This is a genomic window from Virgisporangium aliadipatigenens (assembly GCF_016863615.1).
GTDB lineage: Bacteria > Actinomycetota > Actinomycetes > Mycobacteriales > Micromonosporaceae > Virgisporangium > Virgisporangium aliadipatigenens.
Genome location: NZ_BOPF01000068.1, coordinates 1 through 26,275, shown reverse-complemented (window position 1 = coordinate 26,275; position 26,275 = coordinate 1). Strand labels below are relative to the sequence as shown.

Sequence of the window (26,275 nt, the reverse complement as noted above, 5' to 3'; positions counted from 1 at the left end):
CGGGCGAATCAGCCGGGCCGACAAATACCGGCGCTCCCCGCGCATGCGGGGGTGGTCCGTCATCGGCCGACCGCTCTCCGACGGCGGAATCGCGCTCCCCGCGCATGCGGGGGTGGTCCCGCGGCGATCCCCGCGACGACGGCGGTGAGCACGCGCTCCCCGCGCATGCGGGGGTGGTCCCGGGGTCGCGGCCGGCCTGATCGGCGTAGCGATGTGCTCCCCGCGCATGCGGGGGTGGTCCGGTGTGAAAACACCCAGGTACGCGGGCTTTTGCGTGCTCTCCGCGCATGCGGGGGTGGTCCGTGCGGCCAGCCGGGCTCCTGCTCGCGCAACTTGTGCTCCCCGCGCATGCGGGGGTGGTCCCGCTAGGACGCAGTCGACGGGGCGGAGCCGGCGGTGCGGGGGTGGTCCGAGCCCGCAGCGGCGGGTCGCCAGTGCTCCCCGCGCGTGCGGGGGTGGTTCGGGCATGCGAAAGCGACGCGCCACAGGATCTCCGTGCTTCCCGCGCGGCGGGCGCATGCATGAGGTGGTCCCACGACGACCCCCCACCTATCAGCACCGCCACACGTTCCCTATTGGCGACCTGGTCAGGTTCGTCGTCCGAATCGGCGGCGTTTCGCCGCCCTGCTCCACCCAGCTGGCAGCGCTGCATTGAATATAGCCTCCGCGGGGCGGCGGACCAGGGTGATGCCGTCCAGGTCCACAGGCGTCCACTGGTGGTCGTGGACCAGGAACGACAGCCGTTGTTCGCCGGTGGTCTGATAGACCATCAATGCGCGTCCTGGTCCTGCCATGTCTATCACCCGTGCCCAGAGTCTGCGACGGACGCGGGTACTGACGTGTCCGATGTAGACGCCAGCGGCGATCTCGAGCAGCCATTGCGTGAGGTGTCCACGTAACCCTTCGGGGCATGCGGTGAGAATGACGACTGTCATCAGAAGCCGATGTCCTGTCCGTCGTCGTAGTTAAGCCCTGCCGGGACCTCGTATCCGCTTTCGTCCCAGAGTCCGTGCGATTCGTTCTCGTCGTCGATGGGGCCGCCAGGCTGTGGTTGCAGCAGGAGCGTTCGGATGTCTTGAACGCAGCGGCGCAGGATCGAGCCGTCGTGGACTCGGTCGCGCACCGCTCGGCGGGTGTCGGCACCGATGTCGGTGGGATTGTTCGCTGCCACGTCGAAGGCGACCGGGATGGTGATTTCTGCTTTGTAGAGGTCGGCGATGTCGTAGACGAAGGCTCGTTCGTGTCCGGTGTGGATGAATCCCAGACCCGGTGCGGTGCCCAACGCGACGATGACGGTGTGGACTATGCCGTATAGGCAGGCGTGGGCGGCGGAGAGTGCTTGGTTGATGGGGTCGCCGGCGCTGAAGTCGTTCGGCCGGTAGTTTCGTTGGTTCCAGGTGATGCCGGTTCTGGTGGCGTGTTCGCGGTAGAGGCGGCGGACTCGTGCGCCTTCTTTGCCGCGAAGTTGTTGCATGGTGAGGATTGCGGTGTCTTCGCCGGGGAAGCGGAGTCCGTACATGGCGCGGGCCACGACGAGTCGCCGGTCGCGGTGGCTGACTGCGTGTGCCTGGGCAGTGATGAGTCGGCTTGATGCGGCGAGCGATCGTCCGTGGGCGTAGTAGCGGACGCCTCGCTCGCCGACCCAGACGGCGGTGGCGCCGTGGTCGGCGAGCAGGGCGATGGCTTCGTGGGTGATGCTGGTTCCGGGTCCGAGGAGAAGCGCGCCTATGGTGGCGGCCGGGATGTGGACCGTTCCTCGGTCGTCGGTGGCGGTGAGGGCGTTGCTGTCGCGGTGGATGACGCTGCGTTCGAGGTAGATGAAGCTGATGCGGTCTTCGGCCCGGTTGAGGTCGGGTAGTTCAGCCGGTGGTACGCCTGGGATCTTCATTCGCTGCCCGGTTCAGCGTGTGGGGGCGATGGTGAGTAGTCCGCAGCCGTATGCCTTGGCGTGGCCGATGCCGGCGGTGAGGGTTTTCCGGAACGCTTGCGCGTCGGTGATGTCGAGGATTCCGTCGAAGGTGGCGACGGTGAGGGTTACGGTGCCGGCGCCTCGTCTGAAGCTGAGTGTTTGACGGCGGTGCACTGTGAGGTTTGGTTGCCCGTCGGTCTGGGGAGCCAGCGCGAAGCCGCAGCGCTCGGCGCGGTCAGCGAGCCATTGCTGTTGTTCGGCGGGACGTAGTAGTCCGAAGCGTTGGGTTTCCTTGGCTTCGGCGGTCTTGCGGCCGCTGTGGGCGGGGTTGGCGGTGAGGCGGAACGCCCATCGTTGGCCGGGTTTCAGGGAGTCGAGCAATCCCTGGTAGGGGCGGGTTGCCCAGGCCTCGCCGCTGGTGTGTCCGGCTTGTGTGACGAGGTGGGCGAGGTCGGGTTGGCCGGGGCTGACGATATACAGGTAGAGGGTTTCGGCGGTGGTGGCGTCGAGGCGCCACAGGGTTCGTGCGCCAGGGCGGTCGTGGTCCTCAGGTGTGGTGAACGCGGCGCGGACGGCGGCGTGCATGGCCTGGGGCGAGGCGAGGAGTTTTCGTGCGCCGCGGCGGTTGGGGTCGACGGTGAACCGGGTGAGGAACAACGGTCAGCCTCCCAGCAGGCTCATCGGGTTGTGTTCGGTGGGTGCGGCGTGTCGGGTATGTTCATTGGGGATGACGACGTGGCCGCGGTGCACGGCTCGCCAGGTGTGGCGGCGGTGTGCCGGGTCGAAGCTGAGTGGTGCGTCGTGCACAGTTTCGGTGGTCGGTTCGTCGGCGCGTGCGTCGCGGATGTATTCGAGGTGCACGCTGCTGGCGGCTTTGCGTTGCCACCAGGTCGAGGCGGTCCATGGCCAGGTCTGCAGGGCGGTGTCCAGTGACATGTCGTGGACGCCGAGGCTGATCGGGCCTACCGGTGGGCAGGAGCGGCGTCCGAGGTAGAGCGGGTAGGCCGGTCGGTGCAGCGCCTCGGCAAGGCCGGTCAGGAGGGGGTGTTCGCCGGCGATGACGGCGAGGAACGCGGCGTCGGCGAGGTAGAACCGGTAGGTCAGTGGGGCGCTGGTACGGCCGTCGAGGGTTCGGGCGGTCTGGAAGTCGCGCATGACCTGGCCGGGTTGGTCGAGCCGGACGCCGAATTCCAGGGCGAGGAGTTCGGTCAACGGTTCGGTGCGGCGGATTCCTTTGGCGGCGGCGAGGAGTCCGATCACGCCGCTTTTGGTGGGGGCGGTCTCGGTGCCGCGGCGGGCGAAGCGGCTGGAGGATCCCCACGACTGCATCGGTGCGGCGAGTCGCAGCAGGAGAACGCTCATCGCAGGTCCTGTGCGGCCCGGGCGGTGTCGGGCGTGTTCATGCCGGCTGCCCGAGGGCGGCGGCGGTCTGGTTTCCCACGGCGGTGACGAGTTCGTCGAAGGGTACTGCGGTGCCGAGGCCGGCGAGGATCGCGGTGCGCTGCCCTACCTGGGTGACCCAGCTGCCGATCGGCAGTTCACCGTATGCGGCCTCGACCTGGCGGATGTGATCGGCCAGGGCGGTCGCGGCGAGGCGCACACGGCCGGCGGATTCCGCTTCCTGAATCGGGGTTTCGAAGGCGCCGACCATGTTGATCGGCTGGGTGTCGCGCACGCGCACGAGGACGGCGTCGGGGAGGGTGCGGTGGGCGAAGGTGTTCTGTTTGCCGGTCGGGACGCTGCGGGTGAACGCGGTCAGGAACGCCTCGACGGCGATGCGGGTCGCGGCCGGGTCGCCGAGTGTCTCGTGCAGGGAATCGACGTCGACGGTGGCGTAGCGGTAGAGGGTGGAGGAGTTGAACTCCACGGTCCCGATCATGCCGGCGCCGGTTTCGGCCGCGTCTTGCTTGCGGTCGTCCACGGCGGTGAAGTAGTCGTACTCGGTGTCGACGCCGTGCACGCTGATGGCGTGGGCGACCTGGCAGGCGGCGTCGACGTTGATGTCGGTCATGTCGGCCACCATCCGGCCGAACATCGCGATGTCCACCGAGTGTTCGGTGTTGGCGAGTTCTTTCAGCCGCTTCTTGTCCAGCGGTGTACCGCTCTTGCGGCTTTCCAGGGCGGCGGCGGCGAGGTTGTCCAGCTGCCGGTGGCTCAGGAAGAGCAGGTAGCCGGACTCGGCGTTCTTGGCCGCCGTCTTCTTCTCGGCCTTGGCCAGGCCGAGGGCGGCGAAGACGTCGGCGGCCATGGTGCTAGCCTCCTCGTCGGTGAGGGCCGGTTCCGCGCGGGTGATGCGTTCGGCGAGTGCCTCACCGACGCGCTTGGTCCGTTCGCCGAGTTGGGTGTCGTCGAGGAGTTCGGCGAAGCCGAGCCGGATGGCGCGTTTCCATGCCTGGCTGGACACCCGGGCCCGCCGCACCCCGCCGTAGATCGCGGTCTTCGGGGAGCCGTTGTCGTCGCGGTTGAGGTTGCTCGGCGGCACGGTCTGCAGGGCGTACACGTCGATGATGGTGCGGCTCATGCGGAGGTCTCCTCAGTGTTGGCGGTGGGCTCGTTCATGCGGTTGCGGTAGAGCTCCCGTCCCCACACGGCCTGGACGTCGGCGCGTTTGCCGGGTTGGCGCAGGCGTCGCAGGTCGTGGGCCAGCAGGCCGTAGTCGAGCGGGATCCGGTGTCCGCGCAGCATCGTGACGAGGCCGCGCAGGTGGTAGATGCCTTCGTTGTAGGTGGTGGCGGTGCCGAGCGCGGCGAAGCGGCGGCGGACTCCGTCGGGGGTGTCGGAGGTGTGGATGAGGCGGGCCATCGCGTGTCCGAGGCCTTGTCCGCTAGTGTGCATCGGCTCGCGCCGGGATTGTTGGTGCAGTGCGTAGAGGGTCAGCGCGTCGTGGACCGCCTGTTCGGAGTCGGTGGGCCGGGTGTCGTCGACCGGCCGGAAGCCGAGCAGGTCCTCGGGAACCGCAAGGTACTCCTCGAGGGTGTAGTCGAAGCCGGGTGCGCGGCCGATGCCGCGGCGCAGCCGGGCCAGGGCGCTGATCGCTTCGGGTCGGGGCGGGTCGCGCAGGACCTGTGCTTGCAGGCTGCCGATGGTGCGGGCCACGTGGTCGCCGAGTTCGCCTCGTGGGCGGTGGGCCCGTCTGCGGGTTGGTGCGGTGTCTGCGGTGCTCATCACGCAACCTCCTGTTGCTGGTCCGGGTCGGCGGCGGCCAGCGGCAGCGCCTTGGCGAGTCCGGCGCGGAACCATGCCTCGGCCTGGTGGCTGGAGTAGTGCAGGGTTTTGCCGTTGCGGTCGGTGATCGGGCGTCCGGTCCACGCTGCCGGTCCGGCGGCGTCGACAAGGTCGCGGCCAGTGCGTGCGATGGCCTGTCGGACGTGTCGTTGCCAGCGGCGTCGTTCGGTCAGCGGGTCGCTGTCGGGATGCAGCGCGGCGAGCCAGTCCCGGAAGCCGCGGTCGAGGAGGGCGTAGCCGTGTTCGGCGGCCCGGTCGGCGGCGCCTTGCTCGGCGCCGGCGCTGCCGGCGGCGCGGGCCAGGTTCGCGGCCAGGGACCGTAGTTGCCGGACGGCGGCGTCGGCGTCCTGCGCCGCGTCGACGGCCGTGGTGCGCAGCGGGGAGTCCTCGACGAGCAGCAGCACGTTCATGGTGAGCGCGTCGGTGTAGACGTCGTCGACGACGGCTTGCTGGGAGCCGTAGGCGACGCTGGTTGCTCTTTGCCGCACGGTGTACTGCGCGGTGACCGCACCGGAGACGGTCAGCGCGGCGAGCCACTGCACGAGCATCGGCGCCAGCCGTTGCGGCGCCTCGGAACCGGACGACGGCGGGGGTAGCAGGGTCTGCAGTCCACGCCACAGCGCCCGGGTGGTGTCGTGCGGTCGGGGAAGGTAGACGACGGGCCGTTTCTGCGCCTTTTCCCTCGGTGCGCTGCGGCCCCAGACGCTCATCGGTTCCAGCAGTTGCCGGTCCTGCCAGTCGATCGGGTCACCGATGGAGATCATGGCGCCGGTGACGGCCTGCCGGTCGCCGAAGAGCTTCACCCGGCGGGACTGCCACGTGTAGAGGCCGAGTACGCCGAACGGGCCGCGTGCGGACGCCGGTTCTTCCGCGGCGGTGTGCGGGGGTCGTTCCCACACCGGAAGGTCGCGTTCGTCGGCGGCCCGCCATCTCGGGTCGACCGGCACCAGATTGAGCAGCAGAGTCTCGCGCAGGTCCGCGCCTTCGAGGTGGACGCCACCCAACGATCCGGCGGAGGCGACGCCGATCGGATATCCCCGGCCGCCTTTGACGCGCGGGTCCCCCACGGCGCCGGTCTTGATGCCGGAGGGGTCGAATGCCTGGCAGTGCACCAGCCACAGGGCCGCCTCGGCCGGTGAGATCGCCTGGAGGCCGGATCCGGCCCGGCTGGTCAGGTACTGCATGTTGTTGGGCACGTCGGCGATCAGGCGTTCGAGGCCGAAGGTGGTCGCGGTGCCCGGCCGCAGGTCGGCGACCTGGTAGAACGGCTGTGCCGGATGGAAGAGGTCGAATCGGTCGCGGACCGTGTCGAGGTAGTCGGTGATGTCCCGCACCGGCATCTGCCGGTCCTGCCACAGTGTCCGCCACGCGGCCTGTCCGGCGGGACCGTCGGTGGCCCGGTGCAGCACCGCCAGCGCCAGGCGCAGGAGTGCGAAGGTCTGGGTCGGCAGTTCGCAGGCGATCGTGCGGATGTCACCGGCCAGGGTCAGCAACTCCAGCAGGCCGACGTCGCGTCGCCGGCCAGCGGTGTCGAGAACCGGGATCCATCCCTCGTCCACGAGCGAAAATCCATGTGGTGCCGTCGGTTCCGTCACTGCGACTCCCCCTCGTTTCGGCGTTGCCTCGATGCGGATTCGGCGCTGTCGCTGCGGCTGACGCGAAGGCCTTCTTCTGGGTCGTAGTGCAGGTCGAAGCCGGCCACCCGGGCGTTGCCGGCGCTGTCGATGTCGAGGACGAGTTCTCCGGCGAGCCACGGACTGTCCTGCCAGGCCCGCAGGTCGATGCGCTGTTCGAGGGCGGCGATGACCTCGTCGATGACGTCGGGGTCGGTCATCGTGCGGGGCAGCGGCAGGGTGCATCCGGCGACCCGCCGTTGCAGCGACCAGCAGGGCGCGGTGGTGGTGGTGACCGCTTCGCCGCCCTTGTCGGTCCAGGGCGGCAGGACGAGGCCGTCCGCAGTGCGTACGAGGAGGATGACCTCGAGTGATTCGGTGTCGGTGTCGCGGACGTGGCCCTGCGCGGCGCGGTCGTCGGTGTCGCCGACGCCGCCGGTGAGCCAGCCGATCAGCGGTGTGCCAGGCTCGGCGGGTTCGGCGAGGCGGAAGCCGTTCGCCTTCGCCTGCTTGGTGGTTTGCCGCTCACGCATGGCGGCGTCGGCGGTATCGATGGCGGGTTTCCAGTGTGGCGGGCCCGGGGGTGCCTCGCTGTAGGCGGCGTGGGTGAGCGGTGCGATGTCGGCCGGCAGCCGCAGCGGTGCGCCGGCCAGGTGGGTCTGCAGGACGGCGGCGCTGCGTAGGAGTGTTGCAGGTTCGTAGACGAGGCGGGAGCCGCGCACCGGTTGCGGTGGTTGGACGCTCCAGTCCGCACCGGTGACCCAGCAGGTGGCGGTGCGCAGCAGAGCCGGTCGGTCGTGCCGCGGGTGTCGGTGCAGGCGGCCGATGCGCTGCAGCATCAGGTCGACGGGGGCGAGGTCGGTGACGAGCAGGTCGAAGTCGATGTCGAGGGACTGTTCGGCGACCTGGCTGGCCACGACGATGTGCCGGTGCGGGCGGGTGCCGGTTGCCGGCGGTCCGAACGTGTCACGCAGCCATTGGTCTTTCGCGGCGCGGTCGACGGCCATGAACCGCGAGTGCGCGACCGTTACCGGCGTGTCCGGGCCGAGCGCGGCACGCAGCGCGGCGGCGGTTTCCTGGACCCGCGCGACGGTGTTACGCACGATGAGGGCGCAGCCGCCGTCGACGAGGTGCTCGCGCAGCAGCAGCGCCAGCGTCGACGCTTCGTCGTCAAGGGGTAGTAGGCGGACGTCGGTGGCGCGGCCGGAGTCGTCGCAGGCGTGCGCGAGCGCACCGCGGCGCGCCGCCGAGACGCTGACCAGCGGGTAGCGCAGGTCGGTGCGAAGCGCGGCGTACGGGTCGGCGGCCGTTCGACCGCGGTCGCGCCAGCTGGGTTTGGGCGGGGCACCGAGCCGGCCACGGTCGTATGCGGCGAACAGGGCCGCGCGACGCCCGGCGGGCAGGGTCGCGGAGAGCACCACGACGGGGACGTGGAAGCTGGCGAGCCATTCGATGGCGCGTTCGAGGAACTGTGCCATGTAGACGTCGTAGGCGTGGGCCTCGTCGATGACGACGACCTTGCCGGCGAGTCCGAGGTGGCGCAGCACGAGGTGTTTGCCGCGTAGCGCGGCGAACAGAAGCTGGTCGATGGTGCCGGCGACGAAGTTGGACAGCAGGGTGCGTTTGCGTCCGGCGAGCCAGGTGTGGACACCGATGGCGGTGCCGCCCTCGTCGGCGGCGATGTTGCTGGGCAGGGAGGTGTGGCGCAGTGTGTCGTAGTCGGCGTTGAGGGCGGCTTTGCCGTGTGCGAGCCGCACGTCGCGGTGGCAACGGTCGGTGCGGGCGTCGGGCAGGCGCTGCAGCCAGGCCAGCATCCGGGCGAACATGGCGTCGCTGGTGGCCCGGGTGGGCAGGGCGAGGTAGCAGCCGCTGAGGCCGGTGCGTCGGGCGAGGATCTCGACCGCGGCCATCGCGGCCTCGGTCTTGCCCTCCCCCATCGCCGCCTCGATGATCAACATGCCGGGGGTCGGCATGGTCTCGGCCAGCTGGGTGACGACGCGCTGGACCGGCCGCGGAACGGCGCCGGTAGGCAGCGAGAATCGGGCGGCGAACAGAGTGTCCACATCGGACGGTGGCGGGCCGGGCAGCCAGGGCAGCGGGAGGTCGAGTTCGTCCCAGCCGGCACGCAGGCGGTCGGCGTCGCTGGTGTCGAGGAGGTAGGGGAAGTACTTCTCGTTGCTGGCGATCCAGTCGGCGACGATGACGAGGCCGGTCAGGAGCGCCTGCACCGGTTGCGGTAGTGCGATGTCGCGCCAGGCGGTGAGCCGTGCCGCGGCGCCGCACCGGTCACTCATCCAGGCGAGCAGTTCGTTCTGAGTGTCCTTCCATGCGGAGTCGCCGCACAGGTAGGGGCGCAGCTGCACGTCGCGCAGCTGGATGTCGGTCGGTGGCAGGCCGTGGTGGCCGCCGACAATCACGGCGACGGGATGCGGGTCCGGCCATCCGTGGCGTTGCAGCCATCCGGCGAGGATGTGATGCCCGGCAGTGGCGTGCGGGGCCAGCCGACGTTCGGCGCGGATCTCATCCGCCTTGTAGCGCAGCCCGTGTTCGTGCATGCGTGCCGCGAGGTGCGGGGCCTGGATGGCAAAGGCGGGGGTGGCTTTGCCGATGTCGTGGATTCCGGCCAGCCACACGGCGAGGGTGCGGCCGTCGGCCTCGCCGCCGGGCAGCGGGTCGCTGATGCGTCGCCGTACGGCGGCGCTGAGCCAGTCGTCCCAGAGGCGGCCGGCCACGTCGGCGGTATCGGCCAGGTGCCGCCACAGCGGCAGCCATCCGACCGGTGACGTGCCGCTGCGGTCGGTCTTGCCCCACACGCAGCGGGTCGCCTCGCTGAGCGGCGGGCCGGCGGACGGGCTCACGATGCGGTTCCGGGAAGGAGGCTGCTGGGGGTGCCGCTGTGCGAGAGGTAGAGCACGTCGCGGGCCCTGGTCAGGGCGACGAACAGCAGGCAGCGTTCCCGTTGCAGGTCTTGGCGGTGGGCGTGCGGGTCCTCGACGGCTGAGGTGACCGCGTTCGGTGCCGGCAGGACCGCCGCGTCCAGGCCGACGACGGCCAGGCACTGGACCTCGAGGCCTTTCATCCGGTGCATGGTGTCCACCCGCACCCCGTCGATGCCGTTCTTGTCGTCGGCGACGTCGATGTGGGCCTCGCTCAGCGTGCGGCGGATCGTCTTCACCAGCGCGCCGGTGCGGGCCGCGACCCCGATGGCGTGGGGTTCGACGCCTTGCTCCAGCCAGGTGCCGACCCGTTCGATCAGGGCGTCGAGTTCGCTGTCGCGGTCGGTGTACGCCGTCAGCTGCGGTGTGCCGCCGTGGGTCACCGCGCGGTAGCCGCGCAATGTGTCCTCCTGCTCGTCGAGGCCGACGACCGGATCGCCGCCGAGGACGCGCACCGACAGTTCGAGGATCTGGTGGGTGGTGCGGTAGTTGACGTTCAGGCGGCGGGTCCGGCCACGCACGTGGATGCCGAGGGTGGACAGCGACACCCGGTTGTCGTAGATGCGCTGGTACGGGTCGGCGAGCAGGAACATGTCGTTCGGGCCGGCGGGCACCAGCGCCCGCAGCAGGCGCCACTGCGCCGGGTGCAGATCCTGCCCTTCGTCCACCACGACGTGCCGGTAGCGCGGGGATGAGCGCCGGATGATGTCGGCGGCCTCGTCGGCGAGTTGGGTGTGGGTACTCAGGCCCCGTTTGGTGAGCTGGTCCGTCACCGACGTGATGGCGTGCCACACCTGGTCGCGGTACTCGGCGCGCAGGCCCGTGCCGCGGCCCCCGCGGGACGCTTCCCGGTAGGCCTCGACGCTGGTCAGCTGTTGGGCCAGGACGACCTGTTCCCATTCGCGGCGCAGGAAGACGCTGCCGAAGCGGCTGGGCCGCCCGGCCCGATCCTCGGCCGTCGAGCCTGACGTGGCGGCCTCCTGCCACAGCGGGGCCAGTACCTCGTCGGTGGCGACGTTCACCTTGCGGTGACGGGCGACGATCTCGTAGGCGAGTCTGTCGATGCTGATGACCTCGATGCGCCGCCGCAGCGCCGGGTCGCCGGTGAGGCGGAACAGCTGCGCGGCGAGCGCGTCGGCCAACGCGCGGGTGAAGGTGGTGAGCAGCACCTTCGAGCCGTCGTCGGGCAGCCGGCCGGCGAGGAACACGGCGCGGTGCAGGCCGGTGACGGTCTTTCCCGTCCCGGCGCTGCCGGTGACCAGCGCCGGGCCGCTGTAGGTCACGCGGTACGCGACGTCGTGCTGGGTCGGGTGCAGGAAGACACGCCACAGGTCGAAGGGGTGGGCCAGGATCGCGGCCAGTTCGACAGGGCCGGACACGAACGTGATCCGGTCGGGTGTGCGGCGGGCGGCCGCTTCCAGGTCGTGGATGTCGACGTCGCCGGGGTCCTCCCCGGACAGGATGAGTTCCGACACCTCGTGGAGGACTTCGTCGGTGCGCATGCCGGAGGCCAGGCCAGTCAGGGCGATGCTCTGCGCCTTGGGCAGCAGGTGGCACAAGCTGTCCAGCTGCACGACGTCGTTGAGGCGTCGCAGCAGCGGGACCAGCTGTGGGCTGATGCCGAGGCGGTGCAGGTCAGCGGTGGACACGCCGGAGAACAAGGCGTCGCCCGGCGGGACTGCCGGCAGGTTCTGCGCGAACTCCTCGATTCCGGTCTGGTCCCTGACTTCCAGGACGCCGAGTGCCTGGTTGACCGAGAAGACACGGCTGACGGCGAAGGCGTTCGCGTCGTCATGCGGCAGGACCTCTTTGAGCAGGTAGCGGGCGCCGCCCAGGGCCACCACGACGCCGCGCCAGAAGTCGTTGATCCGAATGGTGCGCACCTGCGGGTCGCGTGCCCCGGTGAGCTTCTCCAGGTGCAGGCCGGCGTGGGTGTGCTCGGCGAACCTGCCGATCGCCGCGTCGACCGCCCGTTGCACCGGTCGCTGCAGCCCGGCGTAGCGCCGCAGGAAATCCACATCGATGGCCAACTCGGCCATACCGCTCCCCTCCGGGACAGCTGCCGACCATTGGGCAGCGATCGACCTGCGCAGCATATTGTGAACACTGATTTCAAGCAATGCCGTTTTGGACACCGTTCACGCGCGCGCGACGGAGGTGCCGTCGCTCGATCGGTTCGAGAACTTCGTCCCCCCGATCGCCGAATAGACTGATCGGCGTGTTGCCGCAGGCACGTCTCGACGACCGCTACCTACTCGCCCGCGCCCCGTTCGCCCATGACGGCATGGGCGAGGTGTGGCCGGCGCGGGACACCCGGCTGGACCGCAACGTCGTCGTCAAGACGCTCACGTCCACCAGCAACGTGGACCTCGTGCGCAGGTTCAAGCGCGAGGCCCGCCTCACCGCACGGCTGGAGCATCCCGGCGTCCCGGCCGTCTACGACTTCGGCGTCCACGAGGGCCACCCCTATCTCGTCCTGCAGAAGATCACCGGCGTGACCTTGACGGACCTGACGGCCGAGCAGGGACAGCTGCCGATCGCGTGGGTCGCCGCCATCGGCGCGCAGATCAGCAGTGTCCTCATCGCCGCGCAGGAGATCGGCCTGGTGCACCGCGACCTCAAACCGAGCAATGTCATGCTCGAGCCGAGCGGAGCCGTCAAGGTCCTCGACTTCGGCCTCGCGGCGCTACGCGACGACGAGCGCTACTCCCGCATCACCCGCACCGGCGAGGCGCCGGGAACCGTCGGATACATGGCGCCCGAACAGATCCTCGCCGAACCGACCGACCACCGCAGCGACCTCTACGGCCTCGGCGGCGTCCTCTACCACCTGCTCACCGCGGAACACCCGGTCGAGGACGGCAGCGCGATGACCACCGCGGCACGCCAACTGGACCGCACCCCGCCGCGCCCCTCGCGTCGACGTCCCGACACACCACCGGCGCTCGACGACCTCGTTCACGCCCTGCTCGCGCGCCACCCCGACGAACGTCCGGCCACCGCGCGGCACGTCTACGACACGTTGGCGCCGCTGGCCGGCAATCCGCCGCCGATGCCTGGAGTGATCAACGACGGCGCAGACCCAGTACGGCACTACTGCGCCGTTGTCGGGCAGAACCCCGCATCGCCTCCGGTCGCGCCACGGCCCAGGGCAAAAGCCCTCGACCGTGACGACGACGCCGAGCAACTGTTCACCGCCGGCAGGTACCGTGACGCAGCCCGCCGCTGGCGGCAGTTGGCCGACCGCGTCGAGGAGCAGCACGGCCCCGGTCACCCCCAGGTTTTCGACTGGCGGCTACGTGCCGCCCGTGCCCACATACCGCTGAACGAGCACAGCCGGGCGCTACGGCAGATGGAAATCCTTCTGGCACAACGGATCCGGCTGGACGGTGCCGACCACCCCGCCGTGCTGGATCTTCAGAAGGAGATCGCGGCCGTGCGTGCCGCAAGTCCCGCCGTCGGATGAGCGTCACCGGCCGTCGCGCCGGACATGCACAGACCGGCGGTCGCTGAACCAGCGCGGCAGCAGTGCCGCCTTCTGCTCCGGAAATTCACCACGGCCGTAGAAGATTAGGGCACAGGTCTGCCCGCGAATCTCCGTGGCCAACGCGCGGCGGGCCGGCGCAGAGTACATCGCACTGTGCTTCAGCCACGCCGCCTCCTCCCCGTGCGGATCGAATCCACGGCCGCTGGCCGCGTGGCCGAACGCGTCGTGCACCGCACGGAACATGTCGTTGACGCCGTCACTCAGATACGGGTGCGGATTGCCGCTGGCCGCGCTGGCAAACACCCGCAACCGCCGCTCGTGCAGGTCCTCGACCATCGCCTCCGCGCTCGAATACGGATCATCGTCGACGACCCGTACCGCCACACCGAGTCCGCCGAACTCGATCCGGCCGATCAGGAAGTGGTACTGCTCGACGGTCTCCCGGCACAGCGCGGCGTATGCGTCGAAAGCCCGGGTGTCACGTCGCGGTGCCGCGATGTAGGCATTGGCCACGGCCCTGCCCTGTCCGGGATCCATCCTGATGAACGGATACACGGTCTCGTCGTGGGGCCGGCCGCTGAACGTGCGGACGCCCTCAGCCAGGTACCCGACGGGCGTGAACGGCGGTGCGGCGGTCGTCGACAGGGTGGATGTGAGCAACCGTGTTCATGGTCCTCCTTCAGTCGTTGTGGTGGGCGTCGGCCCGATCAGGCTCGGCCGTCGCGACAGGGCTGCGCGCCTGCTGTTCACGACGCAGCAGATCTCCGAACATGCGAATCTCCGAGCGCCGCCGGTCCAGCTCGTGCTTGGCGAATTTTCCGATCGTGGTGCTGTGTCCTCGACGTGCCATGGGCCACCTCCCTCTGCGCGACCACGCTAACACCGCACCTTGTGAACAGCAACCACAAAGTTCTCACCGAGTGGTAGCGTTCACGCGTGAACAGCGAGTTAGGCAACATCCCCGACGACGCCACCCTGACGGCCAGCGACATCGCCCGTCTGGCGAACGTCGGCCGGGCAGCGGTCAGCAACTGGCGCCGCCGCCACACCGACTTCCCGCAGCCGGTCGGCGGCACTCCGGCGAGCCCCACCTTCGACGCCAAAGAAGTCGAGCAGTGGCTACGCCGCGAGGGCAAGTTACACCAGGCCGACCCGCGGCACTGGGCCTGGAAACACATCGAGAGCTACCAGCCCGCGGCGCGCATCGGTGACGCCCTCGCCATCGCCGGCGCCTACCTGTTGGCCCGCAGCACCAAGCCGGCCAGCAACGACCGCATCCTCACGCCCCGGCAGCTGGCCGGCGCACTGCGCGCCCTGGACCACGGCCTCGCCACTCTCATCGGCACCGTCCTACCCGAACAGTGGGACCCCGCGCTGAGCGCCATCCTGCGCACCGTCGACCAACTCGGCCGCCACCAGGACGCGGAGACGGTCTTCGAGTACCTGCACCACCGGTACGTGACCTCCGCCCAATCAATGTCCGGCCTGGCAGGCACACCGGACACGGTCGCTCAAGTGATGCTGGCCATCGCGGGACACGGCAGCCGAATCCTCGACTTCACCTGCGGCACCGGATCGATCCTGCGCATGGCCGCCGACAAGGCGACACAGCACGGCACCACGACACAGTGCTTCGCCCAGGAGATCAAACCCCAGTACGCGATGATCGCCCTGCTACGACTGTGGTTTGTCCACCGTCGTGCCACCCGAGCGGGTCGCCGTGCTCCCGCACCGCAGATGCAGGTCGGCGACAGCCTGCTCGCCGACGCATACCCCGATCTACGCGCCGACGTCGCCATCGCGAACTTCCCGTTCGGCATCCACGACTGGGGACACGACCAACTCATCTACGACCCGCGCTGGGTGTACGGCATGCCGCCGCGCACCGAACCGGAACTCGCCTGGATCCAGCATGCCCTGGCCCATCTACGCCCCGGCGGTACCGCCGTCGTGTTGATGCCCCCAGCCGCTGCCAGCCGCCCCGCCGGGCGACGCATCCGCGCCGAACTCCTCCGGCAAGGCGCGTTGCAAGCCGTCATCGCCCTACCCGCCGGCCTCATGCCACCCGTCGGCGTCGGCCTACAGATCTGGGTACTGACCCAACCGACGAACCGTCAGCCGGCCGCCGACGGCATCCTGTTCGTCGACTCCGCGGCCAGCACCCAGCCGCTCACCGACCTGATCGCGAAGGCGTGGCACGACTACCAGTCCGGAAAACACACCGACGCTCCAGGACTTCACCGCGTCGTCCCAGCTATCGACCTGCTCGACAGCCAGGTCGACCTCACACCCCAGCGGCACCTACAGCCGCCGACCGAGACGACAATCGATCCAGCCGCGACGTTGAACGACATCGACGTCTTCAAACGCCTGTTGACCACGCTGCAGACGAGCCTGCCCGCCGTTCGACCCGCGACCCGCGACCCGCGGGGCACAGTCGCCCGAGCCAACCTCGCCGACCTCATCCGCTCCGGCAGCATCGAGGCCATCCGCACACCGACCCGAGGCCAGACCTACAGCGGCAACAACACGCCCCGGTCGGGCAGCAAGGACCTGCGGATCCGAGCCGACGACATCCTCCTGCCGACCACCGGACGCGAAATCGATGCCCACGTCGCGCACCCAGAAGAGGTCGGAACCGAACTCGACGCCGGCGTACAACTACTGCGAGTCAACCGATCACAGTTCGATCCCTGGTTCGTCGCCGGAACACTATCGCTCGCCCACAACCGATCCCAGCGCGCCACCTCCAGCAGCGGGGTACTCAGGATCGACCTCAAGCACCTCACCATTCCGGTCCTACCGGTCGCCGACCAACAAAGGTACGGACAGGCATTCCGTCAACTAGCCGAGTACCGCACCACGCTCCAACAGCTCACCAACACTGGGACCGTGCTGATACATGACATCACACATGGGCTCAACGCCGGGGTGCTCGATGTGCGGCCACTCACCGACGCACGGCGGAGCCGCAGCGCGAACGGCTTGATGTCTAACCATCTCGCTTCGCCTGGCGCCCGCGACAGACGACCGTGAACCGGTACTCTCAAAGCCAGGACACATCTGATCAGAAAATAGGATGTTGATCTCCAGCGCCGCAGTTCAAGAAGTGTGCTCCCCGCGTATGCGGGGTGGTCCGCCTATTACGAACTGCTGCGCAAGCAGGAAGAAGTGCTCCCCGCGTATGCGGGGGTGGTCCCGGGGTGCTGCTGCTCTTGTTGGGCAGCGAACCGTGCTCCCCGCGTATGCGGGGGTGGTCCCGACTGGGCGGTGATGTCGCCGTTGCGGATTGCGTGCTCCCCGCGTATGCGGGGGTGGTCCTCCCATCTCCTCCTGAAGTTCGCGGGCGGCCGCGTGCTCCCCGCGTATGCGGGGGTGGTCCGGCCGGCATCCGCAAGCTGACCGCCGAGCACTTGTGCTCCCCGCGTATGCGGGGGTGGTCCTCGCGCGGACCTCGTTGATGGACATCCATCCGTGTGCTCCCCGCGTATGCGGGGGTGGTCCGGGGAGCGTGCCGTGCCATCCGGCCTCGTAGTAGTGCTCCCCGCGTATGCGGGGGTGGTCCGTCGAAGGACCGCAGTAGAACGTTCACCGGTATGTGCTCCCCGCGTATGCGGGGGTGGTCCCCGCCCGGCGCCCGGCGTCACCGAGGCCCGGTAGTGCTCCCCGCGTATGCGGGGGTGGTCCCGACAGCGGCCCAACCCGTGGTGGTCAGGGGGCGTGCTCCCCGCGTATGCGGGGGTGGTCCGCATCACGGCGTCGAAGAACCCGGACGCGGCGCGTGCTCCCCGCGTATGCGGGGGTGGTCCCGCCACCGTGACGAAGGTCGGGCGTGTCTGGATGTGCTCCCCGCGTATGCGGGGGTGGTCCCATCCGGAACGCACTGAAGGAGAAGCTGAAGCGGTGCTCCCCGCGTATGCGGGGGTGGTCCCAGTTCGAAATCGTCAGTGCAAAGTTCATCGAAGTGCTCCCCGCGTATGCGGGGGCGGTCCGTGCACACCCGTGGACTCGAACCACGATCCTCCGTGCTCCCCGCGTATGCGGGGGTGGTCCGGCCACGGGCCGCCGCTTCTACGCGGACAGCGCGTGCTCCCCGCGTATGTGGGGGTGGTCCGTCCACCGACGAACTCCGGGGGCTGCTCAATACGTGCTCCCCGCGTATGCGGGGGTGGTCCGAACGCGGTCGTCGCGCCGTTGTGCCGGTTGTGGTGCTCCCCGCGTATGCGGGGGTGGTCCCGACCGCTGGTCGACGTCGTCGGTGCCGTACGAGTGCTCCCCGCGTATGCGGGGGTGGTCCGTGTCTGAGACGAGCCGCAAGCGCAAAACGGACGTGCTCCCCGCGTATGCGGGGGTGGTCCGTGTCGTACCCGTAGTACACCGTCCCTGGAGTGTGCTCCCCGCGTATGCGGGGGTGGTCCGCTGACCCCCGCCGGGGTGTCAGTCAGCGTGATGTGCTCCCCGCGTATGCGGGGGTGGTCCCGCTCCGACACGCTGTACAACCTCCTGTCGGAGGTGCTCCCCGCGTATGCGGGGGTGGTCCCGAGCCGGAAGGGCGGCAGCGTGATCGTCACCAGTGCTCCCCGCGTATGCGGGGGTGGTCCGAACCGAGCCCGTCTTGGGCCTGAGGTTCGAAGGTGCTCCCCGCGTATGCGGGGGTGGTCCGACGGCCACCATGATCGCGAGAGCCACGCCGGCGTGCTCCCCGCGTATGCGGGGGTGGTCCGTCGCGCGTGACGACGGAGGCGATCATCGGCGGGTGCTCCCCGCGTATGCGGGGGTGGTCCTCGGTCGGCGCTGGTGTAGCGGTCGGCGTCGGTGTGCTCCCCGCGTATGCGGGGGTGGTCCCTCCGGCCGGCGCTCGTCGTAGCCCTCCAGGGCGTGCTCCCCGCGTATGCGGGGGTGGTCCCGCTAGCAACCCGCGTAAGGCTGCCCCTGCTAAGTGCTCCCCGCGTATGCGGGGGTGGTCCCAAATTTAATTGGACCGTTAACAGCCTTGAGGAGTGCTCCCCGCGTATGCGGGGGTGGTCCGACGCATTCGGTACGCCGTTGCTGACGGGTCCCGTGCTCCCCGCGTATGCGGGGGTGGTCCCGAGCACAGGATGCTCGCCCAGCTCGCCCGCTTGTGCTCCCCGCGTATGCGGGGATGGTCCGTCCGGGGTCCCGTCGTGCCCCGGGTCGACGGCGTGCTCCCCGCGTATGCGGGGGTGGTCCGACGCCCCGCAAGCTCCGGGCCGACATCATCGCCGTGCTCCCCGCGTATGCGGGGGTGGTCCCACGGGCGGCACCGGTAACCCCGACCCGGACCCGTGCTCCCCGCGTATGCGGGGGTGGTCCCCGTACGACCTGCCGCGCGGCTACCAGGGCGACGTGCTCCCCGCGTATGCGGGGGTGGTCCGTCGAGGGCGTTGCGGAAGCGGGCGTGCCGGGCGTGCTCCCCGCGTATGCGGGGGTGGTCCCGTTCTGCGAACCACTCGCATTGGTGACGGTGAGTGCTCCCCGCGTATGCGGGGGTGGTCCTGAGGCTCAAGGTCCGGTGAACCTGTTGAAGGTGTGCTCCCCGCGTATGCGGGGGTGGTCCCGCAAATCCGATATGGATAGCGGCAGGAAATAGGTGCTCCCCGCGTATGCGGGGGTGGTCCCGCTCGCCGCCGCGCTCGTGGGGCTTCTGCCGTGCTCCCCGCGTATGCGGGGGTGGTCCGTCGGCGACGGTGGTGCCCATCGCGATGAAGAAGTGCTCCCCGCGTATGCGGGGGTGGTCCGTCCAGCTGGCGCAGGTCGGCACCGGCGACGGTGTGCTCCCCGCGTATGCGGGGGTGGTCCCTCGTCTACCTGTGTGCGGGTGTCGAAGCGCACGTGCTCCCCGCGTATGCGGGGGTGGTCCCCATCGTCCGACTGAACGGGTCAGCCGGTCCCCGTGCTCCCCGCGTATGCGGGGGTGGTCCGATGGCGGTTCCGTTGCTGTCCAAGGCCCGGAAGTGCTCCCCGCGTATGCGGGGGTGGTCCCGCGCTCGCGGCGGCGATCGTGGCGCACATCCCGTGCTCCCCGCGTATGCGGGGGTGGTCCGGCGACCAGGAGCGCCAGGACGATCTGCGCTGCGTGCTCCCCGCGTATGCGGGGGTGGTCCGCAGCGCGCCGCGCTGTCCTACTTCCACAAGACGTGCTCCCCGCGTATGCGGGGGTGGTCCCGGTCCGACGACCGTCGCTGAGCAACAGTTCCCGTGCTCCCCGCGTATGCGGGGGTGGTCCCAGCAACACCGTTGTGTCGACGCCATCGGGGTTGTGCTCCCCGCGTATGCGGGGGTGGTCCCAGGTCGGCGCCGAACGTGCCCAGCGGCTCCTCGTGCTCCCCGCGTATGCGGGGGTGGTCCGGCGATGTTGACGGATCGCTCGCCCGAGTTGCTGTGCTCCCGCATATGCGGAGGCGGTGATGGCTTCGCAGTGCCAGTCGCTTGCGAAGAACTCTCCTACGCAAGGCGTTGCAGCGTGGCATCGCCAACCAGCCGAGAAGGCGGCCAACTCTTCTCAGGCATCCCCGATCGCAATCCTGACCGCGGGTTCAGCCTCCACCACACCTTGCCCGCTGTTTCGCCCGCCTGCGCCACCGGACTGTCTCGGCTGGGATGGCTGCGCGGTTGCTGACCGCGTCCAGGCAGTCCAACAGTTAGCGTTTCGCAGCTGTAGAGGATTCGGTCGCTTGGTTGTGCGGCGGGTGCTCAGGTGTCGTACGTCAGGAACAAGCGGGTCTCCGGCTTCTCGATGGCGTTGCCGGTCAGGTCTGCCAGGGGTGCCCGGCCGGTCGCGTAGGCAGCCAGGGCTGGAACCGCCGTGCGGTCGCGGTCCCAGGCGGTCACCTGTTCGACGATGCGTGCGGCCAGCTGCGCGCCGTGTGGTCCGTGGCCGGTTGCGCCGATCTGCCAGCGTCCCGGTTCATCGGTGCTGCGGCGGATCGTCTGGTAGGCCAGCGAGCTGCCGTCGGCGAGGGCGGGCGTGCGGGTGGGGATGGCTGGTGTGCACAGGCCGGAGGCGATGGCCTTCTGGTCGGCTTGGATGCGGAGGGTCCGGTGGTCGGTGGCGCTCAAGCGCAGCCATATGCCGTCGAACGGTTCGTCACCGGCGACGGTCGCGTCCGACCACACCTCGATCTTTTCTTGATCGAGGACGCCTTGGAGTGCCTTGGTGTCGACGTCCTGGTCGAGGTCGTAGTACAGGGTGACCAGGCCGTCGGGGTCGATGGTGGAGGCGTGTTCGCCGGGTTGGCCGAGCATCGGTACGAAGCCGCAGAGGTATACCCAGTCGGACTCCCAGCGGTCGGTCGTCTTGGTGAACGCGACCGCGCGGGTGGTGCCGCGCCACCGCAGCGGGACGACGAGGCGGCCGCCGGGGGTGAGTTGGTCCCACCAGGTGTGGGGGATGTCCCAGGCGCCGACGGTGACGATGATCCGGTCGTAGGGGCCGTGTTCGGTAGCGCCGTCGGCGCCGTCGCGGGTGATGACGCGCACGTGGCTGTAGCCGGTGTCGTCGAGGTGGCGGCGGGCTGCGGCGGTCACGTCGGAATTGATGTCGAGGGTGACGACCTGCCCTGAACTGCCGGTGAGGGTAGCGAGCAGTGCGGCGTTGTAGCCGGTACCGGCGCCGATTTCGAGGATGTTGTGGCCAGGCTGCGCCTGGAGGGCGTCGAGCATCGCGGCGACGAGGCTCGGTACGGAGGCGCAGCTGAGGTGGGTGCCGTCGGGGAAGGTGTGCGTGATGACGGCCTTCTCGTCGTAAGCGTCTGCGACCGGAACGTCGGGAACGTAGCGGTGGCGTTCGACGTGGCGCATGGCGGTCTCGACGGTCGGGGTGAGCTGTTGGCCGGCGAGGATGCGCTCGACCATGCGGGCGCGGAGTACTTCGGCTGGCGTGTCGGTGGCGGTGGACATAAGAGCCTTTCCCGGTCGGTACTCGATGGCTGCGTGGTTCAGATGGTCAGGAGACAGGTGTCCCAGAACGGGCCGCCGGACCCATCCGTGCCGGTGTCGGTCGTGGCGGCCAGTGCGACGCCGGCACTGCCGTCCAGGAGCCCGTCGGTGACGGGCTGTCCGTGGTGGCGTAGGTGCAGGTGCATCATCTGGGCGGCGCTGTCTGCGGCGGCGGCGAGGTCGCCGCTTGTCGCGTCGGCGGCGGCGCGGCGGGTGGTGTGGATCAGGCCGGCCCAGCCGTGACACAGTCCCGGGTCGGTGAGGTGGGCCAGTTGCCGGGCGTCGGTGAGGCAGCCGAGCAGGGCCTGTTCCGCGGCACGGGCACGCGGCGGGTCACCGACGGCGATGCCGGCGCTCTGGATGGCGCGGGCGATGCCGGGAACGCCGTAGCACCAGGACGGTCGGTGCGGGCCAGGGTCGGCGGCGGCGCCGTCGCGCAGTTCGTCGCGGCTGATGACCTCGGGCCATGAGGTGTGCTCGCCGTGGCCGGTCGACCAGGTCTCGAGCCAGGTGCACATCGTGGTGATGGCCTGGTCGTGTCCGGTGACGATGACCCCGCGCCGCATCGCGGCCGACAGTAGCGCCAGCGGCCCGGCGATGCCGTGTGCCATGCCGAACCCGGCGTGCCCGTCGTCCCATCGGGGGGATTGCCGCCGGTCCGGGCTACCGGTCGCCCACCAGCCGGGCAGCGCCTCACCGTCGGCGCTGATCGGTGCGGTAAGGCGCACCAGGTACGTGAGCACGTCGCGGAGTAGGTCCCGGTGCTGGCGGTGAAGGAGATAGGCGCCGAGACCGGTCAGGCCGCTGATCAGGTCGTACTCGCGGGCTTGAGCGATCTGGCCGCGGCCGATGCGGCGGTGGGCGGCGTCAAGGCGGGCGCGGGTGACGTGTTCGATGCTGTGGTCGAGTCTGGCGAGGGCGGCGGCGTAGGCGGGGTGACCGGCGGTGTGGAGGGCGTAGGCGACGGCGGGTGCCCCCCGGAACAGGGTGGTGGTCTCGGGGTGGGCGTGGACCGGTTCACGGGTCATCGCCTTGGCGTACTCGTGCACCGGCGCCCAGCCGGCACGGCCGGCGCGGGCGCGCACGATGTGCGGCAACGCGATCCCGGGCGCGCCGTCGGCGAGGGATTGCAACCAGCCCGCAGACGCAGCGCTGAGCGGACCGGCGGACGTCGCGGTAGTCGTCCTCATACGACAGTCCCGGCAGCACGTGCGCGGCGGGCAAGGGCGATCTGGCGGGCCAGGCGCATGCACACTGCTTCGTCGGCACGGTCGATGAGGCGGGCGCGGTTGTGGTGCATGTGCAGCAGCGCGGTGAGCACGCCATTTACGTTGGCGTCGTCGGGCAGGGCGGCGCGGTACCGGCGCAGGGCGACGCGCCGGGCCTGCCACGCCTCGGCCACTGGCGCGGGAATCGGTGTGCCGTCCGGTAGGAGCCCGGCCGTGACCCAAGCGGTGGCCTGGTCGGCAGCGGACCGTGCGGCGGTCGGGGCGGCCTTGGCGGCGAGGTGGTTCAGCAGCCAGTCGGTGGCCTGCTGGTGGTCGTGGTGGAAGCCGTCGGCGATGTCGACCATGCCGATCGCGGTCAGTGCCTGCGGGTGAATGACCTTGGCCGGTAGTAGCCGCATGGCGGTGGCGACGGCGTGGGAATCGGCGGCGAAGACCGCTTCGGCGGCATCCATCGCCGCGCCGCTGCCGTAGCGGCCGACCTCGGGAAAGTACGTCGCCAGCGACAGCCTCGACGCCGCTCCCAGGTCGCAAAGGTGGTGGCCCCACTGGCCGACCGCGGCGGCCACGGCGGTGTATTCGTCGGTGCCGCGGGTGCGGATCCGCAGGCGGAGGTGGTCGGTGTCGCGCATGCTGCGGTAGCGGGCGAACCACCACGCCCGCTCGCCGTCCAGGGTGGCGAGCAACGCCGGGAGGTGGGTGCGGATGAGGTCGTCGATCCGTTCGGGGTGGGTGAACACCTGCGCGTAGAGCCAGCTGCTGTGCGGTGCGGCGGGACGATGCGCCGTGCTGGTGTTGGTGACCAGCGGCAACTGTCCGGTGACGAGGTTCGGTGCGGGCGGGGCCGTCCGCGCGAACGGCATGACGATCTCGTGAACATGGCCGCCGATCCATGCGGTGTCGGCGGCGGAGACGGTCTCGGTCAACGTCGCGGCGCTGTACTTGTTCAGGTGTTCGCGCAGGATAGTGCGGTGCGCGGCGACGGTGAGGGTCAGCCGCAGCGAACGGTGATCATCGTGCACCTCGACCGTGTCCGGGCAGTTCCACCGCTGCCTCCACCCGGCGAGCGCGTCGTCCCAGGACGGCGCCGCATTGAGGGCGGCGTGGTCGGTGGCGGCGAGCCGCCACGTGGCCGGGGCCAGGATCGCGCGCCGGTAGCGCACTCTCGGCAGGTACGGCAACTGTGTGCTGTGCGGCCCCCAGTCGAACTCGGTGTAGCGGGGCAGGAACCCGCGCGTCAGCGTGGCGAGGAACCGGGCCAGCGGCGGCGCCTGCTTCTCCAACGCCAGGGCGTGGAAGACCTGCGGTTCGATCACCTGCCGGCGGGAGATGCTGACCAGATGCAGCCCGTCCGCGACAGCAACAACCCCCAGGTCTTCAACACTTAAGACGTTGGCATTCGGGTTGGTGCGATGTTCGCCGAGCGACACCACATGCGCCAGATGGGTCGGCATCCGGGCGACGTTCTCCGACTGCGGAAACAGCGGCGGGAACGACAGCTGCACACTCAGCGCACCGTCCACGCTCACCGGCGCGGCGGCGTAGGCGGCGTCGAGGCCAGCGGCGGTCGCAGCTGGCCCGAACCGGGCGGTCAACATGCCGAACGCCTGCGCCGGGTGAACAGTGAAGGTGTACTCCCCCGCCTGCAACGCCTCTGCCGTGGCGGCATGCACGCGGGCGCCCAGCTCGACATGCGGCGGAATCCGGCGTGGATCGATCGGAGCCTCAGCGGTGATCGCGGCGATCAGGTCGTCGTCGAGCACGATCTCCGGCCGGCCTGCGGCGAGCGCATCCCAGGCCAGGCGCAACAGCCCGGCGTCGCGGCGGCTGACCGTGTCGTCATCCGGAGCCGGCAGCGTGCTGCCCGGATAGCTGGCGGGCAGCCCGATCCCGGCATCCGGGTGGACGGCTTCGGTGACCGGGACGACGGCGCCGGTGCCGTAACGGTCACAAAATTCTTGGCACCAGTCGTTCCACCGCGGGTCGGGACGCGGCTGGCGGGTCAGCCGAAGCAGCACGCTCGCCGCGTCGGCCATCTCACCGGCGAGCCCTTTGGGCACCGTGATCCGGCAGTCCAGATGCAGATCTGCGGCCAGGGCGGTACGGCCCACAGCCGACTCCCGTCTCAGCCGCGCAGTCGCCGTGTCCCGCAGACCCACCTGAGTTCGTGGATCGTTCTCAGCGTTGTGCTCGCCGATGAGCTGCGCCACGTCGCGCAGGTCCGCCGCAACGACCGCGGCCTCCGCCACGGCGTCCTCAACGGCGCCCAAGGTCTTGATCAGGAAGCCGAGCGGATCTGTCACGGTCATCGGTGCCCGAAGGCTCGTGGTCAGGACACCTTGGGCGATGAGGGTGCGCAGCGTTGCGTCGATCGTCGACGACGGCACCTCGGCGAAAGTGTCCGCTACCTTCCCGGCGAGTAGCGAGTAGTGCACCGGGCTTCCCGCCGCGTCCCGGACCAGACGCACGACAGCACTGTTACGCACCGACACCCGGCCGGCGCCCCGCGCAACCTCGACACGATCGCCGCGATCGACCACCAGATCCGAGACCGTGACGTCCAGGTGGGGCAGCAGTTCCGGCGACGTCTCCAGACGTTCCACCAGCCCGTCGAGCCATAGCGTGTCGATGCGGATCATCGCGCGATGCTTCGCACCCCACGCCGCCGTGGCGGTAGCACCTACCTGGATCGGGGCCACGCCCGCGAACAGTCCGAACGGTGTTGGGCGGCCCACGGCCCGCAGGCGATACCGCATCGTCGCCAACGTCACCCGCCGCACCTGCTTACCGTCGACAGTCTCCTCGCTAAGGACCGCCTGGACGAGGTCGGCGAACGGTGCGCTGGCGTAGCGGACCGCGGCGGCGAAGCCCGGCAGCTGCCAACTGCGGCCGAGCCATGATCGGCAGGAGCCGACGTCGGACAGGACCGGCCAGTCGCCCGGGGCCGCGGTCAGCGGCAGCGCCGCTGCCCGCAGCATCCCCCCGCCCGCGTGCCGATACAGCGGCACGTTCGTCGAAGTCACGGCACCTCCGTCGTCTCGAGGGCGAAGGCGGGGCCGATCGTTCGGCCCCGCCAGACGTTGACGGCTCAGCTGCTGGCGCAGGACGAGGCGCAGGTGGCCGCGCAGCCGTCGCTGGTGTCACAGCGACGGACGCTGTACCCAACCTCAGCGTCGGTGGTGATCTGGACGTCCAGATCGAACTCGGGGTAGATGTCGCTCGACGCCGGACTCGACGTCGGTGTAGCGGGGACGGGCATGACGGACCTCGCATTCCATGGACGCGAAACAGGTAACACGGTGGTGGACCAGCACAGCACCGGTGCTTCAGCCCCACCGGCAACAACCTTGTCAGCGCACAGCCGCAACCTGGCGAACCGTCGCGACGACCGCGCCCGACGCAGACGAGCCGGATGATGGTGCCAGTGCGCTCGGTGCGTACTGTGATTCGATCCGTTTCGGTAGGGGCGTTGTCACCGCCGCACCGGGACACTTGGGGACGTCCCGGAGCCCGGCGCAACGTCCCGCCAGTCCCCGTCGTGTGCCGAGGTGATGAGAGATGGTCAACGAGCGTCGGCGCAGCGCGATCGGCGCCGCGCAGCTGACAGCGGCACAGGTCGCTGAACAGCTCGGCGTTGACCCGAAGACCGCCGAACGGTGGGTCACGAAAGGTCGCGTCCCGCACCGTGCACACCGGGTCGCGGCCGCGAACCTGCTCGGCGTCGACGAGGTCTACCTATGGCCATCGACCCGGCACGACGCCAAGATCGTGTCCGCCGGTCAAGCCGAACTGGTCACCTTCTACCCCACCCGCACAGCCGTCCCGGTCGACCTGTGGAGATCACTCATCCGCCAGGCGACGAGCAACATCGACATCCTGGTCTACGCCGGCCTGTTCTTCCCGGAGAGCAACGACGTCAG

General features: G+C 69.7%; 18 protein-coding genes and 2 CRISPR repeat arrays. Of the genes, 3 read left to right on the top strand and 15 right to left on the bottom strand.

All coding sequences use genetic code 11. The features are described 5' to 3' along the window. Positions 1-32: 32 nt before the first annotated feature. Positions 33-363: a CRISPR direct-repeat array (repeat unit 26 nt; unit sequence GCTCCCCGCGCATGCGGGGGTGGTCC). 224 nt (positions 364-587) lie between these two features. Genes cas2e through Val02_RS45470 form a run of 9 tightly spaced genes read right to left on the bottom strand, consistent with a single transcriptional unit; the run spans position 588 to position 11,722 of the window. After that, on the bottom strand, positions 588-935 hold the full coding sequence (cas2e, locus tag Val02_RS45510; RefSeq protein ID WP_203905615.1) for a type I-E CRISPR-associated endoribonuclease Cas2e: 348 nt from the start codon (positions 933-935) through the stop codon (positions 588-590). Beyond that, positions 935-1,888, bottom strand: coding sequence for a type I-E CRISPR-associated endonuclease Cas1e (gene cas1e / locus Val02_RS45505; RefSeq protein ID WP_203905614.1), 954 nt, complete (start codon positions 1,886-1,888; stop codon positions 935-937). The genes cas2e and cas1e overlap by 1 nt, the downstream gene beginning before the upstream one ends. A 12-nt stretch (positions 1,889-1,900) precedes the next feature. Then, positions 1,901-2,566 (bottom strand): type I-E CRISPR-associated protein Cas6/Cse3/CasE, encoded by a 666-nt coding sequence (gene cas6e, locus Val02_RS45500; RefSeq protein ID WP_203905613.1) that lies wholly within the window; start codon positions 2,564-2,566, stop codon positions 1,901-1,903. 3 nt (positions 2,567-2,569) lie between these two features. Beyond that, a complete protein-coding gene (gene cas5e, locus Val02_RS45495; RefSeq protein ID WP_203905612.1) occupies positions 2,570-3,271 on the bottom strand; it encodes a type I-E CRISPR-associated protein Cas5/CasD in 702 nt (233 codons plus the stop codon). Positions 3,272-3,308: 37 nt separating this feature from the next. Continuing rightward, positions 3,309-4,430: a type I-E CRISPR-associated protein Cas7/Cse4/CasC gene (gene cas7e, locus Val02_RS45490; protein WP_203905611.1), complete on the bottom strand. Its 1,122-nt coding sequence runs from the start codon at positions 4,428-4,430 to the stop codon at positions 3,309-3,311. Then, positions 4,427-5,074, bottom strand: a complete 648-nt coding sequence (gene casB, locus Val02_RS45485) for a type I-E CRISPR-associated protein Cse2/CasB (protein WP_203905610.1) — start codon at positions 5,072-5,074, stop codon at positions 4,427-4,429. Before casB ends, cas7e begins: the two co-directional genes overlap by 4 nt. Further along, the gene (gene casA, locus Val02_RS45480) at positions 5,074-6,693 is read right to left on the bottom strand and encodes a type I-E CRISPR-associated protein Cse1/CasA (protein WP_239153828.1); all 1,620 of its coding nucleotides are present in this window, start codon (positions 6,691-6,693) and stop codon (positions 5,074-5,076) included. Before casA ends, casB begins: the two co-directional genes overlap by 1 nt. Positions 6,694-6,725: 32 nt before the next feature. Continuing rightward, complete coding sequence (gene cas3, locus Val02_RS45475; protein ID WP_203905608.1) at positions 6,726-9,605, bottom strand: CRISPR-associated helicase Cas3'; 2,880 nt, start codon at positions 9,603-9,605, stop codon at positions 6,726-6,728. After that, positions 9,602-11,722 carry a UvrD-helicase domain-containing protein gene (locus Val02_RS45470; RefSeq protein ID WP_203905607.1) on the bottom strand — a complete coding sequence of 707 codons (2,121 nt, stop codon included), beginning with the start codon at positions 11,720-11,722 and terminating at the stop codon, positions 9,602-9,604. Before Val02_RS45470 ends, cas3 begins: the two co-directional genes overlap by 4 nt. A gap of 179 nt (positions 11,723-11,901) precedes the next feature. Here Val02_RS45470 and Val02_RS45465 point away from each other — a divergent pair, with 179 nt between their 5' ends. Beyond that, positions 11,902-13,149 (top strand): serine/threonine-protein kinase, encoded by a 1,248-nt coding sequence (locus Val02_RS45465; RefSeq protein ID WP_239153827.1) that lies wholly within the window; start codon positions 11,902-11,904, stop codon positions 13,147-13,149. Between the two features lie 3 nt (positions 13,150-13,152). On the opposite strand, the gene Val02_RS45460 is transcribed toward Val02_RS45465, so the two are convergent. Together Val02_RS45460 and Val02_RS45455 are read right to left on the bottom strand one after the other, a co-directional pair. Continuing rightward, on the bottom strand, positions 13,153-13,830 hold the full coding sequence (locus Val02_RS45460) for a hypothetical protein (RefSeq protein ID WP_239153826.1): 678 nt from the start codon (positions 13,828-13,830) through the stop codon (positions 13,153-13,155). A gap of 19 nt (positions 13,831-13,849) precedes the next feature. Further along, positions 13,850-14,020 (bottom strand): hypothetical protein, encoded by a 171-nt coding sequence (locus tag Val02_RS45455; protein WP_203905605.1) that lies wholly within the window; start codon positions 14,018-14,020, stop codon positions 13,850-13,852. 86 nt (positions 14,021-14,106) lie between these two features. Between Val02_RS45455 and Val02_RS45450 the strand changes: the two genes are divergently transcribed. After that, positions 14,107-16,206, top strand: coding sequence for an N-6 DNA methylase (locus Val02_RS45450; protein ID WP_239153825.1), 2,100 nt, complete (start codon positions 14,107-14,109; stop codon positions 16,204-16,206). Positions 16,207-16,281: 75 nt separating this feature from the next. After that, positions 16,282-19,539: a CRISPR direct-repeat array (repeat unit 28 nt; unit sequence GTGCTCCCCGCGTATGCGGGGGTGGTCC). Between the two features lie 345 nt (positions 19,540-19,884). Here Val02_RS45450 and fxlM read toward each other — a convergent pair. From fxlM to fxlA, 4 genes are all read right to left on the bottom strand, one after another. Continuing rightward, positions 19,885-21,090: a methyltransferase, FxLD system gene (gene fxlM, locus Val02_RS45445; RefSeq protein WP_275415684.1), complete on the bottom strand. Its 1,206-nt coding sequence runs from the start codon at positions 21,088-21,090 to the stop codon at positions 19,885-19,887. A 38-nt stretch (positions 21,091-21,128) separates the two neighbouring features. Beyond that, the gene (locus tag Val02_RS45440) at positions 21,129-22,319 is read right to left on the bottom strand and encodes a lanthionine synthetase C family protein (protein ID WP_203905603.1); all 1,191 of its coding nucleotides are present in this window, start codon (positions 22,317-22,319) and stop codon (positions 21,129-21,131) included. Continuing rightward, complete coding sequence (locus Val02_RS45435) at positions 22,316-25,378, bottom strand: lantibiotic dehydratase (RefSeq protein WP_203905602.1); 3,063 nt, start codon at positions 25,376-25,378, stop codon at positions 22,316-22,318. The genes Val02_RS45440 and Val02_RS45435 overlap by 4 nt, the downstream gene beginning before the upstream one ends. Positions 25,379-25,443: 65 nt before the next feature. Then, positions 25,444-25,614 carry an FxLD family lanthipeptide gene (gene fxlA, locus Val02_RS45430; protein WP_203905601.1) on the bottom strand — a complete coding sequence of 57 codons (171 nt, stop codon included), beginning with the start codon at positions 25,612-25,614 and terminating at the stop codon, positions 25,444-25,446. 299 nt (positions 25,615-25,913) lie between these two features. Between fxlA and Val02_RS45425 the strand changes: the two genes are divergently transcribed. Then, positions 25,914-26,275, top strand: a 362-nt coding sequence (locus Val02_RS45425; protein ID WP_506023891.1) for a helix-turn-helix domain-containing protein, incomplete at its 3' end; no start/stop codon positions are given.